The sequence below is a fragment of the Microbulbifer maximicatervae (SeqCode) genome, from assembly GCF_052467305.1.
On record NZ_CP174306.1, the window covers coordinates 5,117,111 to 5,129,978 of the forward strand.

Below are 12,868 nucleotides of genomic sequence, written 5' to 3' on the forward strand. Positions count from 1 at the left end.
TTTTTTCATCAGTTCTTGTTAGATGTCTGCTTTCTCCCCCCGCTACATAGCAGTGGATGTAAAGCCGCTATGCGCTCTGTCGCGTTGTGGCGATAAGCGCCATATTAATAATAAAGGAGAAGATGATGTCTGAAGTGGTGGTGAGTTGACTACTTCTCCATCTGTTACAGCAAGGATTTACAGCCAGCGGCAGATGACGATAAAAAAATCACGATTCTGGGAGCTATTTACACCAGTGCAGCGCACTTGATCGACAATGTTTTCCTGGAACTCTGAGGGGTATCCAACTATGCAAATTGAAATGTTGAAGTGCAAGTTGCACATGGCCGCAGTGACTCAGGCCGAACTCTGGTATGACGGTTCCTGTGCAATTGATGAGGGCCTGGCAGAACTGGCTGGTCTGCGCGAATTCGAATAAATCAATATTTACAATGTGAGCAATGATGAGCGCTTCCACACCTATGTCAGTACGATTAGCGCAGTGTCCCTGAAAATTTTCATTTTGTGACACAGCACCCAACCCGCCAGATTTTGTCATTTTTAGGGTCCAGATTGGCAGTGACTGCTGTGGCAATAAACAGGTAAGACTGAATACCCTGTCGGCTATTTAAATGGCTGCAGGAGGCAGTGGTGGAAGGCAAGTTTTTTAAAGCCGATAGCAAGTTTATCAAAGCGGCATTGGTACTGGCGATCAGTTCCGCGTTTTATGGCTGCAGCGGTGGCAGCGGTGGTGGTGAAGATCCTGCGCCTGTGGATACCACTCCGCCGAGCCTGACACTGACTCCCGCCAGCGGGGCCTCTATTGCAGCAACCGACACCCTACTGCTGGATTTTAGCGAAGCGGTGGCATTGGAGGATGTGTCCCTAAGTGGCGCCATGCAGGAAATGGGAGAGCTCTCTCAAGTCGATCAGGACACCCTGATCTTAACCCCGATAGCGGAGTGGGCAAAGGGGCTAGAACTCTCCCTGACAATTGCCGCGCAGGATGCAGCCGGTAACCAGATGGCAGAGGTTGATGCTCACTATACCGTGGATGAAATTGCCCCTTCCGTAGTCAGTGTATCTCCAGCACAGGAGCGTTTGGAGAAGGATGGCGCAATCACGATACAGTTTTCCGAGTCGATAGATCGCGACAGCCTGCAAATTAGCGGTTCCTTGCTGGATGATGAATACATTCTGACCTGGTCCCAGTCGCGCTTTAATGACGACACCTTGGTGATAGCTCCCAAGAGCCGCTGGCTGTCCGGGCAGGATCGCAGCCTGCACCTTGAAGCCAAAGACCCCGCTGGCCTGGATCTCCCCGCTGAACAGCACAATTTTACTGTGCCATTGTACTTTGAGAATTTTGACAGCGCGCAGGTCGTGATAGGCCAGGATGATTTTTCCAGTGCTTTGACCGCCATCAATGCAAAGAATCTTGGCGAGGGCCCCCTGGGTTCCGCTGCCGTTACTGATGAGGGGAAGTTGTTCGTACCCGATTTTACAAATGATCGGGTGTTGATTTTTAATTCGATCCCCGCAAGTAATGGAGCACCGGCCAATGCAGCGCTCAATGAAGATAGTCTCGACGAAAGCAGCGTGGGAGATTTTGGTCGCGGGCCCACAAATATCAGTTTTGATAGCGGAAAACTTTTAATAAATTATTTTTTGGGCCCCGAGTACCACAGTATTTATGTTTACGATACTATTCCCGAAGATGGTCGGGCACTGCCTAGTGCCAAACTATCGAAGGACAACTGCCAGGGTAACCACTCCATATATACCAGTGCGATAATTGCGGAGGGGCGCGTATTCGCGGCCTCGTGGTCTAAGGCTCGAGTGGTGGTATGGGATGACTTGCCCTCAATGGAAGATGCGGCACCGGATTGGCTGCTGGGCCAGTCCACACTGGATAATTGCACCCCTAACGACCCTGAGCAAGATGGCTCGATTGAGCAGGTCAGTGCTCGCACATTGGCTGCGCCCGGAGATGTGTGGAGCGATGGAGAAAAGTTAGCCATCACCGACTCAGAAAATAACCGGGTACTTCTGTGGAACTCAATGCCTACTAGTAGCTTTGCTCCGGCGGATATAGTTTTGGGGCAAGCAGATTTTGTCAGCAATGAAAGCCAGCCCACAAGTCGAAAAACCCTGAGTTTATTCGAACGGGGTATCTGGTCGAATGGCATTCAGTTATTTGTGGCGGACAGTGGTAATAACCGAGTGTTGATCTGGGACCAGTGGCCACAGGAAAACTTCGCTCCGGCAGATATTGTCTTGGGGCAGGGAGATTTTGATCGCAGTGCCTTCAACGACAGCAACCAAAATGGGGTTACTGACGAGGGGGAGTTGCCAAGTGCTGCTACGCTGAAATGGCCCGACGGTATTACCGCTTATGAAGATAAGTTGATTATCAACGACTCGGGTAATAACCGCTTTCTTATTTTCCAATCTCGCTAGTTTTTTCTGCTAAATGTACCGGGCTGGTAACCCGGTACAGGCAAACTTAAGTTGATTTGTTTTCTATTGTTGCGGTCTGGCCCCAGCACAATATTAAATGCGCAGTACTTACGGAAAATAGCCCATCATGTGGTAGTGATTATATTTACGATGGTAGTTTTTCTGGTGCGAAAATAGTTGGTTCTGGCGTTGTGTCTGCACTACTGAGGAGGGAGGGTATACAGGTATTTAACCAGAATATTGTGGGCAGGCTTAGGAAACTTTTGGAAGTATCCAGAGATAACTAAGCTTTCCAGATATATAGTCATATTAAAGGTAGGTATAAAAGTGAATTCTAAAGTTATCAATTTTAAAGAAAAATTGAACCTGTTCTCGGAGCACTGGTCCCCTAAAGTGATTGCCGAGATGAACGATTACCAGTTTAAATTGGTTAAGATCCAGGGTGAATTTACCTGGCATGATCATCCCGATACCGATGAGGTGTTTGTTGTAGTTTCCGGGCATATGCAGATCGAGTTTCGCGATAGTGTCATATCCCTTGGACCTGGTGAGATGACGGTAGTACCAAAGGGTGTGGAGCATAAACCCAGAGCTGAACAGGAATGTGAAGTACTATTGATTGAGCCTAAAGGGGTCGTTAATACGGGCGATGCCGGTGGAGATCTAACTGCGAAAAATGATGTCTGGATCTAAGTGATTGAGCTGTTAATCAACTATCTTTTACTGTTTGCTTGTCTGATTAACTTGCACCTTTCAGGCCTGCGTTGGATTGTCCTCGCCCCATGCCAAATTTCGAGATGAGGGATTGTTTCGCAGCGGCTATGTTATAAAGTGACAAGAATAAAGCTCTAATAAACTCAGATTTCTCTAGGCTAGCCATGCCACGCTAATAATAAAGGAGAAGATGATGTCTGAAGTGCATACCCGCCCAGTCTCCCCCGGTTTTGCTGCCAATGCGCTTATTAGCGCCGAAGACTACGAGACAATGTACCGCCAGTCGGTAGAGAGCCCAGAGGCGTTTTGGGCACAACAGGCCAAGGACTTTTTGCAATGGGACAAGCCGTTCACCCAGGTTCTTGAGGAGGATCTGCACAAAGGCCATACCGCCTGGTTCTCCGATGGCCAGTTGAACGTAACCGTAAACTGCATCGATCGGCACCTGGCCAGCCGTGGCGAGCAGACCGCAATTCTGTGGGAGGGAGATGATCCCGCTGATAGTAAGGCAATCAGCTATCAGAGCCTGTACGAAAATGTGTGTCGCTTGGCCAACCTGCTGAAATCCCGGGGGGTTAAAAAGGGAGATCGGGTGTGTATTTATATGCCGATGATCCCGGAGGCGGCCTACGCCATGCTCGCCTGTGCCCGTATCGGCGCTGTGCACTCGGTAGTATTTGGTGGTTTCTCCCCGGTGTCCCTGAAAGACCGTATTCTCGATTCCGATTGTCGCCTGGTGATCACTGCTGATGAAGCGGTTCGCGGCGGTAAGCGAGTACCGCTGAAAGCCAATGTGGATAAAGCGCTGGTGGACTGCCCTAATGTGCATACGGCCATTGTGGTTAAACACACGGGCACACCGGTAGACTGGGATAGCAAGCGGGATATCTGGTATGGCGAATCCATAGGTGAGATGGAGCCGGACTGCGCGCCTGAAGTGATGGGAGCGGAGGACCCGCTGTTTATCCTTTATACCTCTGGCTCTACCGGTAAACCCAAAGGGGTCCTGCATACCACTGCCGGCTATCTGCTGATGGCCACCATGACTTTCAAATATACCTTTGATTATCGCGAGGGTGAGATTTTCTGGTGTACTGCCGATGTGGGCTGGATCACTGGGCACAGCTATATCGTCTATGGACCATTGTGTGCCGGGGCCACCAGCCTGATGTTTGAGGGAGTGCCCACTTACCCGGATGCTTCACGCTTTTGGCAGGTTGTGGATAAGCACCAGGTCAATATTTTCTACACCGCGCCGACAGCGATTCGGGCGTTGATGGGAGCGGGTGACGAGTTTGTAAAAGCCGCCGAGCGCAGCTCCCTGCGACTCTTAGGCACCGTGGGTGAGCCGATAAACCCGGAGGCCTGGGAGTGGTATTACAGCGTAGTGGGCGATGAGCGCTGCCCGATTGTGGACACCTGGTGGCAGACTGAAACCGGTGCGCAGATGATCACTCCACTGCCCGGTGCCATGGCTCTGAAACCCGGGTCGGCAACCCGGCCCTTTTTTGGGGTACAGCCCGCGCTGCTGGATAGTGAAGGGCGGGAGATTGAAGGGGAGGGCGAGGGCTCTCTGGTGATTAAAAAGAGCTGGCCCTCGATGATTCGGGATGTGTACGGCAATCGCCAGCGAATGCTGGATACTTATTTTTCCGCATTCCCCGGCTATTACTTTACTGGCGATGGTGCCCGCCGCGATAGTGACGGTTATTACTGGATCACGGGGCGCATTGATGATGTGTTAAATGTCTCTGGACACCGCCTGGGAACAGCTGAGATTGAGAGCGCCCTGGTACTGCACAATGATACGGCGGAGGCAGCGGTGGTAGGTTATCCTCACGATATCAAGGGGCAGGGGATCTATGCCTTTGTGATGCTTAAATCCGGTCATGAGCCCAGTGATGAGCTTAAGGCAGAATTAATTGAACTCTGTCGCAAGGAGATAGGGCCAATTGCCAAGCCTGACTTTATCCAATGGGCGCCAGCACTGCCAAAAACCCGTTCTGGCAAAATCATGCGGCGTATCCTGAGGAAGATTGCCTGCAATGAGTTGGACAATCTGGGAGACGTTTCCACTCTTGCCGATCCCACTGTGGTTGACGCATTGATTGATCACCGCGAAAATCGCTGACCATAGGTGTGGCGCGTGAAGGTTTTATTGGCCGGGCATAGCCCGGCCTTTTCATTGGGGCAAGAGGTTAAATTCCTCCCCGATTTTTGCGCCATTTTCAGCTAAATAGACAAGTAAATGCCTGCTGGTTTGTGCAGTTAGTAACCCTCTAACTCCGGATATTGTTTTAAGGGTATTTACAGTTAAGGAGATTCCGTTTGGAACAGGGACAGTACCTCTGCGATCACTACCGCTTCGCCGCCGATCAGCGCCTCAAGGTTTTTAATTTTTTTGTTGTGTTAACCATGTTTGTTGAGGGCGGAATTTTCACTGCCATGGAGAAAGACTTCCACCCTCTAATCCTGGCGTTGCTGGGAGGGTCTGTGGTCATACTGGTAACCGTATTTTGGCTGATGGACATTCGCAGCCGCCAGCTTATCAAGCTTGCTGTTCCGGCACTGAAAACCCTGGAAATGGGATTCCCTGAGGAAGCGAGAATTTTTTCCAACGATGCCATTCGCCGAGGTGACTTGGCCCGATACACTTTCGCTTTCAGGGTTTTGTTGGTGGGGCAGCTGTTCTTTGGTCTGGGCGTCGCTTCTTACGGTATTTATCACTGGTATATCGCCCCTTAATCCCAACCTTGCAGTGGCGGGTATGACTGCATGAAGTGAACTACCTGCCACAACCTCCTCTTTGTCTCGCACGTCTAAAAGTCGGCGTGACTCCCCTCGCTAGGCTATCTTGCAGAAGTATCCGCTTCCCTCCCAAGGTTTATACGATGCTTGATCATATCCGCCTTTATGTGCACAGCTATGAACGCAGTAAGGACTTCTATCAGCAGGCGCTGATGCCACTGGGATACCAGTTGGTGATGGAGTTTGACGATTGGGCGGGCTTTGGTTGGGCAGATAAAGCGGAACTCTGGATTCGTGGGGGGACCAGCACCACTCCACAATTGCATATCGCCTTTCGCGCTGAAGAGCGGCAAGTGGTCAGGGAATTCTATCGCTTGGCCCTGGAGGCCGGAGGCAAGGACAATGGTGCACCGGCTGTCTACGAACAATATCACCCTGGTTATTACGCCGCCTACGTACTTGATCCCGATGGACACAACCTGGAAGTAGAGTGTCATTTACCGGGGGACTTACAGGAATAAGTCGATCGAGATTTGGGAGTAATTTATGAACGAGGTAACTCGAGCAAAATACCTGCCAATAGCGCTGGTCGTTGTAGGAGTGCTTTTTATTCTGGCGATTTACCCGATGATGATGTGGATTTGGCCGGAAGGGTGGGGCTGGACTCCGCGGCAGCCAGAATACGAGCAAATGATTATCGGTATTTATGTCACCCTGGGGGTGTTCTTGATACGCGCTGCAAAAAATCCCGCCGCAAATACCAGTTTAATTTGGTTTACCATATGGTCCAGCCTTGTACATGCCGTCATTATGTTGGTGCAGGCATTGGTGGATAAAACAGAACGGATTAATTTGATGGGAGATATCCCCGCACTTTTTTTGATCGCCGCTGTGCTTTGGTATCTTATGCCCAGACGGAAAAAATCTGATTGAATAATTTCTTTATTTTGACTTGTTAAAAAATCTGAATTGCTCTTTCTGGCTCGACGTTATTGATCCCTGCTATAAGAGCGATAACAAGGTCTAATTTCCCGCTTATTGATCCCCCTTATAAGCTCTACTCCTGTAATAGAGATGGCAGTAGAGATAAATAATCCCATGAAATACTTACCCTTATTTGCATTAACTATCGGTCTGATAGGCGGTGCCAATGCAGAGACATTGACTCGCGATAATGGCGCCCCAGTCGGAGACAACCAGAACGCACAAACCGCCGGAGAAAATGGTGGTAATTTGCTGCAAGATGTTCAATTGATTCAAAAATTACAGCGTTTTGCCCGTGAACGTATTCCCGAGCGTGTAGTACATGCGCGCGGTACTGGTGTTCACGGTGAATTTGTTGCGACGGCTGACCTCAGTGATTTAACCCGCGCAGCGGTGTTTGAGCGCGGTAGTAAAACGCCAGTGTTTGTGCGTTTTTCAACAGTAATCCACTCAAAAGGTTCCCCGGAAACCCTGCGCGATCCCCGTGGATTTGCCACCAAGTTTTATACGGAAGAAGGCAATTGGGATTTAGTGGGTAACAACCTGCCGGTATTTTTTATCCGCGACGCGATTAAATTCCCGGATATGGTTCACTCCCTAAAGCCCTCCCCGGTGACTAATCAACAGGACCCCAACCGTTTCTTTGATTTCTTTAGCCATGTGCCGGAATCTACCCATATGCTGAGCTGGGTCTATTCCGATTACGGTACACCGGCTAACTTGCGCCAGATGGATGGCTGGGGTGTTCACGCCTATAAATTTATCAATGACAAGGGTGAAGTAAACTATGTGAAATTCCACTGGAAAACTCGCCAGGGCATTAAGAACCTGACTGCGGAAGAGGCAGCAGAAATTCAGAGCAAGGACTTCAGCCACGCAACTCGCGATATGTATGCCGCGATTGAAAAAGGCGAGTACCCCGAGTGGGATCTGTTTATTAAAGTATTGAAGCCCTCCCAGCTTAACAGCTTCAATTACAACCCCCTGGACGCCACCAAAATGTGGTTGGACGTGAAGGAAACCAAAGTTGGCACCATGACACTCAATCGTGTGCCCACAAATTTCTTCCAGGAAACTGAGCAATCCGCGTTTGCGCCAGCTAATATTGTGCCGGGTATTGAGCCTTCGGAAGACCGCTTGTTACAGGGCCGCGTATTCTCATACTCCGATACGCAAATGTATCGCCTGGGGGCTAACCACCAGCAATTGCCTATCAACCGTCCCCGTGTTGCCGTAAATAACTGGAACCAGGATGGGGCGGGTAATTACGGCCAACAGACTTCAGATGTGAACTATCAGCCGAGCCGTATCGATGCGCGCACCGAGGACCCCAAAGGTCTTTATAGCAACAAGGCGTTGAATGGCAGCACCCAGCAAAAGGCCATTGAAAAGAAACTGCCTTTTGCCCAGGCGGGTGCTTTCTACCGCAGCCTGAGTCCTGAAGAGCGCCAGAACCTGATTGAAAACCTCGCTGGTGATCTGGGTAAAGTGAGTGATGAAAACACTAAGCACATTATGCTGAGCCACTTCTACCAAGCGGACAAGGACTACGGACAGCGCTTAACCAAAGCGGTTGGTGGCGATCTGAGTCGCGTGAAAAAACTGGCCCGGTAATTTTTACCCAAGCGCGGGCGACCTCTGTCGCCCGCTAAATTTATACAGGTGAAATTATGAGATCATTTTTATTCGCACTACTCTTTCTTACCCTGGGGGTTCAAGCAGGGGAGCCGGAAAAAACGGAATCTGATTTTACCGAACTCTCCCAGTATTATTTTGCCGCAGCCAGGATTGGTGATACCGAGGTGCTGCGTGAATTTTCGCAAGCGGGTTTCCCCCTGGATGTACGCAACCCGAAAGGTTATACGGCACTGATGATTGCCACTTACAACGGCAACGGGGAAGCTGTGGATTACCTTTTGCAGAGAGGTGCAGATGCCTGTGCCCAGGATCGCCGTGGCAATACTGCCCTGATGGCAGCGATTTTTCGCGGTGAGTTTGCCCTTGCACGAACCCTGCTAAAGCAGGATTGCGATTCACAGCAGGTGAATAAGGCCGGCCACTCCGCAGAGGATTTTGCCGAAGTCTTTGGTCGTGACCAAATGGTTCAGCTATTGCAGCAACAGCGGGCAAATGGCGGTTAAGCCAGTTTTTTGTGCGGTTGGCATTGGGTGGTGTCACCGCTCCTGTCCTGCGTGAACTCCCCTTGAGTTGGCCGCTTTAGCTTGCGGCACATTTCTCAGTTTGTCCCCGCCCCCGCGACCGCGTTAGCATAGCCAGCTGCAATCCAGTTGGTACCCACTATGACCTCGAATCATCATCCCTATGAAGCCCTCACGCCGGACGTGGTGATCGACTGTGTCGAGACTACCGGGCTGATTTCCGATGCGCGTATTTTCCCTCTAAACAGTTATGAAAACCGCGTCTATCAGGTGGGTATTGAGGATGCCGAGCCGTTGATTGCCAAGTTCTATCGCCCGGGGCGCTGGAGTGATGAGCAGATATTAGAGGAGCACCAGTTCACCCTGGAGTTGGCAGAGGCCGAAATTCCTGTGGTGGCACCGATACAGTTTGATGGGCGCACCCTGATGGAGTCCGCTGGATTCCGTTTTGCGCTTTTCCCCCGACGGGGCGGTCGCCAGTTGGAGCTGGATAACTTTGATCACCTGGAGCAGGTGGGGACCATGTTGGGTCGCATTCATGCGGCCGGCAGCGCCAAACCTTTCAGCTATCGCCCATCCCTCACTTTGCAGCGATTCGCAATTGATAGCCGGGAATTTATCCTGAATGGAGATTTCCTGCCACGTGAGAACCGCGAGGCCTACGCTTCCGTCACGGGCCACATTATCGAACAAATAGCCCCGCTGTTTGAGCGGGACTGGGATATGCTGCGCTTGCACGGTGATTGTCACAGTGGCAACTTCCTGTGGCGGGATGAAACTCCCTGGTTTGTGGACTTGGACGACTGCCTGATGGGGCCGGCGATCCAGGATATCTGGATGTTGATTTCCGGCAATCGCGCAGAGCAAACCGCCTACCTGGATGCAGTGTTGGAAGGCTATGAAACCTTCTATAGTTTTGATCCCCAGCAGTTGCAGCTGGTGGAGCCTCTGCGCTGCCTGCGGCAGATGCATCATGCCGCCTGGTTGGCGCGGCGCTGGCAGGACCCGGCTTTTCCCCAGGCGTTCCCCTGGTTTAATACTGCCCGTTACTGGGCAGAGCATATACTGGCATTGCGCGAGCAGCAGTCTGCGCTGCTGGAGCCCCCGTTGACCCTGGGGGCTGTGTAACATGGAGAAAGCAATAATGGATGCGACATGCACCGAGGCTGAGGCGGATCTGATCTGGGAGAAGATTCGTATAGAGGTGGCGCAGCAGGTAGAGCGGGAGCCGATCCTGGCCAGCTTTCTACACGCGACCATCCTGAACCACAATTCCCTGGAGGCGGCGCTCAGCTTTCACCTGGCCAACAAGCTGGACAATGCGGTGGCACCGGCGCTGTTAATTCGCGAGGTTATCGATGAGGCGCTACAAGCTGACCCTTCCATAGGGCATGCGGCGCGAGCGGATTTGAACGCAATTTACCTGCGGGATTCCGCCTGCCACTCCCTGCACGAGCCCTTCCTGTACTTTAAGGGCTTTCACGCCTTGCAGGTTCACCGTGTAGCCCACTGGCTGTGGCAGCAGCAGCGCCGCTCCCTGGCTATGTTCTTACAGCACCGCGTCTCTGTCGTATTCAGTGTGGATATTCACCCGGCTGCGCGTATGGGTGACGGTATATTGCTGGATCACGCGACCGGTATCGTTATAGGTGAAACGGCTGTAGTGGAAAACAATGTTTCCATCATGCAGTCCGTTACACTGGGCGGCACTGGCAAAGAGAGCGGGGACCGCCACCCGAAAATCCGCCACGGGGTTTTAATCGGTGCGGGCAGCAAGGTGCTGGGCAATATTGAAATTGGCGAGTGCGCCCAAATTGCTTCCGGAAGTGTGGTTCTTAAAACGGTACCGGCAAAGGTGTTAGTGGCCGGAGTGCCGGCAAAAGTTGTCGGGGCAGCCACCTGTGCTGAACCGGCATTATCCATGGATCAGTGTGCCCTGTCGCAAGTACAGAAGTAAGGCTTGTCGCCCCGTAGCGAACACCGGCTGCGGGGCTGGGATCACTGGGGAAATGATGCAACGGCACTGTTCTTGGCACTATCCTTTGACCCATGAAATATAGTCTCAGCGCTAAAAATCTTACCTGCCGAAATTTGGAGGCTTATGCGGATTACCGCGCGAGCCTGGTAACTCCAGATTGCACCAAGGAAATTACAGGTATTGTCCGCAGTGATAGCGGCCTGCCTTCCATTGGGCTCAATCAGGTGATTTCCAATATGGTAATGCCGCCGCGCATTATTCAGCGTTTTGCGCTGGATTATTTTGCCGAGCGGCACAGCCCCTTCACCCTTTGGCACAGTGCCACCAAACCCCTGGGCAATGACGCTTTGGATGAGCTTGGGCTAAAGCGGCGCCAGTCCCTGGTAGCTATGGCCGCCGAGATACCCCGACTCAGCGTTGCCGAGGTTCCGGTAGTGGAACAGCTGACTATTAGTGCGGTGAAAAAGGAGGCCTTGCCTGATTACGGCGCAGTGCAGGCAGCGGCGGCAGGGGAGCTGGAGGGGGCACAGTTGGCGCACTTCTATCAGGGCCTGCAGGAAATCCCCGAGCAGCGACGCGGGCGACTGAAATTATTTCTCGCTAAGCTGGATGGTGTGCCGGTGGCCGCCGGTTGCCTGTTTGCGGCAGCGGATGCACTGGGGCTCTATGACTTGGTGACACTTCCGGATTACCGGGGTCGCGGGATTGGTCGGGCCCTGTTTAAGCATCTGCTAACCGCTGCCCAGGGTAGCCACCATAAAAATCTGGTGGCTTTAGTGCCGGCGGATCGTCAGCAGCTATTGCTCGATAGTGGCTTTTTTGCAGTTGGCGAGGTTGCCCGCTATCAATACACTCCGGCGCCGGCGGCCGCTAAGCCCGACTGAAAGGGAAGGCGATAACTTCATCAATCGATTGGTAACCGGCTTTTAACATCAGCAGTCGGTCGACTCCCAGCGCGACCCCTGCGCACTCGGGCATGCCTTGATCCAGGGCCGCAACCAGGCGCTCTTCAAAGGGGTGTACAGGGCGCTGGTTAGCACGGCGGTATTCCAGATCCTTTTCAAAGCGGCGCTGCTGTTCCGCGCTGTCGGTTAGCTCCCAATAGCCATTGGCCAGTTCCAATCCACCGACATAGGCTTCGAAGCGCCTGGCTACGGGGGTCCCCTGTTCGTCCGCTACCACTTTTGCCAGTGCCGCTTGCTCTGCGGGGAAGTCGTAGAGCAGGGTGATGCCCTCACTCATGGTGGGTTCCAGGCGGTGGCTCATCAGCAGGTCCAGGCACTCACTGCGTTCACGGGGTACAAAAGACAACTCCATTTCCCGCTTAACGCAGGAAATCAGCTCGGCTTCGCTGGCACTGTGGGGGTCCAGTTGCAGCTCCCTTAAAAACAATTCCCGGTAACTGAGGGACTGAACCTGGTCCGTCGCCAAAATACTGCAGAGCAGCTTGGCGACCTCCTCCATCAGTTGGTGATCGTCCCAACCGCAGCGGTACCACTCCAACATGGTGAACTCGGGGTTGTGTCGACTGCCGGATTCGCCCTGGCGAAAAGCCTTACCCAAGTAGTAGCAATCTCCGAGTCCTGCGGCGAGTAAACGCTTTAAACCAAATTCCGGGCTGGTGGCCAGGTAGGCGTTTTCGCCCCGGCATTCGGTGGCGATGGACTCGATATGGGGGTCGCTGGTGGCGCGCTGGGATAGCACCGGAACTTCGGCTTCCACAACGTTTCGTTCAGCAAAAAATATGCGTATTTCAGCGAGTAGCGCAGCGCGTTGGCGCAGGGCTGCAATAGTGGCGGTGGGGCGCCAGGTATCTGTGCTCATGGGAGGTAGCTCTGGAGATGAG

Annotated in this window: 13 protein-coding genes and 1 pseudogene; 13 read left to right on the forward strand and 1 reads right to left on the reverse strand. The window is 52.4% G+C overall.

The features are described from left to right. Positions 1-289: 289 nt before the first annotated feature. From ACJJI4_RS22285 to ACJJI4_RS22345, 13 genes and pseudogenes are all read left to right on the forward strand, one after another. Positions 290-415: pseudogene (locus tag ACJJI4_RS22285) on the forward strand (aspartate 1-decarboxylase); the annotation flags it as partial. 215 nt (positions 416-630) lie between these two features. Next, complete coding sequence (locus tag ACJJI4_RS22290; RefSeq protein ID WP_444926502.1) at positions 631-2,439, forward strand: Ig-like domain-containing protein; 1,809 nt, start codon at positions 631-633, stop codon at positions 2,437-2,439. A 56-nt stretch (positions 2,440-2,495) separates the two neighbouring features. Then, positions 2,496-2,726 (forward strand): 2-thiouracil desulfurase family protein, encoded by a 231-nt coding sequence (locus ACJJI4_RS22295; RefSeq protein WP_444926503.1) that lies wholly within the window; start codon positions 2,496-2,498, stop codon positions 2,724-2,726. Positions 2,727-2,766: 40 nt separating this feature from the next. After that, complete coding sequence (locus ACJJI4_RS22300) at positions 2,767-3,132, forward strand: cupin domain-containing protein (protein ID WP_413664150.1); 366 nt, start codon at positions 2,767-2,769, stop codon at positions 3,130-3,132. Positions 3,133-3,346: 214 nt separating this feature from the next. Next, positions 3,347-5,284, forward strand: coding sequence for an acetate--CoA ligase (gene acs, locus ACJJI4_RS22305; protein ID WP_413664151.1), 1,938 nt, complete (start codon positions 3,347-3,349; stop codon positions 5,282-5,284). A gap of 197 nt (positions 5,285-5,481) precedes the next feature. After that, entirely contained in the window at positions 5,482-5,898 is a 417-nt protein-coding gene (locus ACJJI4_RS22310; RefSeq protein WP_282930221.1) for a hypothetical protein, read from the forward strand. Positions 5,899-6,044: 146 nt separating this feature from the next. Continuing rightward, positions 6,045-6,422 carry a VOC family protein gene (locus tag ACJJI4_RS22315; RefSeq protein ID WP_444926504.1) on the forward strand — a complete coding sequence of 126 codons (378 nt, stop codon included), beginning with the start codon at positions 6,045-6,047 and terminating at the stop codon, positions 6,420-6,422. Between the two features lie 25 nt (positions 6,423-6,447). Continuing rightward, positions 6,448-6,834, forward strand: coding sequence for a DUF6632 domain-containing protein (locus tag ACJJI4_RS22320; RefSeq protein WP_444926505.1), 387 nt, complete (start codon positions 6,448-6,450; stop codon positions 6,832-6,834). A gap of 165 nt (positions 6,835-6,999) precedes the next feature. Further along, the gene (locus ACJJI4_RS22325) at positions 7,000-8,499 is read left to right on the forward strand and encodes a catalase (protein WP_413664154.1); all 1,500 of its coding nucleotides are present in this window, start codon (positions 7,000-7,002) and stop codon (positions 8,497-8,499) included. A gap of 56 nt (positions 8,500-8,555) precedes the next feature. After that, on the forward strand, positions 8,556-9,026 hold the full coding sequence (locus tag ACJJI4_RS22330) for an ankyrin repeat domain-containing protein (protein WP_413664155.1): 471 nt from the start codon (positions 8,556-8,558) through the stop codon (positions 9,024-9,026). Positions 9,027-9,185: 159 nt separating this feature from the next. Next, complete coding sequence (locus ACJJI4_RS22335; RefSeq protein ID WP_444892629.1) at positions 9,186-10,172, forward strand: SrkA family protein kinase; 987 nt, start codon at positions 9,186-9,188, stop codon at positions 10,170-10,172. A gap of 1 nt (position 10,173) precedes the next feature. Continuing rightward, positions 10,174-11,001 (forward strand): serine O-acetyltransferase, encoded by an 828-nt coding sequence (cysE, locus tag ACJJI4_RS22340; protein WP_413664156.1) that lies wholly within the window; start codon positions 10,174-10,176, stop codon positions 10,999-11,001. Positions 11,002-11,093: 92 nt separating this feature from the next. Beyond that, a complete protein-coding gene (locus tag ACJJI4_RS22345; protein WP_444926506.1) occupies positions 11,094-11,906 on the forward strand; it encodes a GNAT family N-acetyltransferase in 813 nt (270 codons plus the stop codon). Here ACJJI4_RS22345 and epmA read toward each other — a convergent pair. Beyond that, complete coding sequence (epmA, locus tag ACJJI4_RS22350) at positions 11,893-12,846, reverse strand: EF-P lysine aminoacylase EpmA (protein WP_444926507.1); 954 nt, start codon at positions 12,844-12,846, stop codon at positions 11,893-11,895. The two genes, ACJJI4_RS22345 and epmA, sit on opposite strands and share 14 nt — an antisense overlap. Positions 12,847-12,868: the final 22 nt, after the last annotated feature.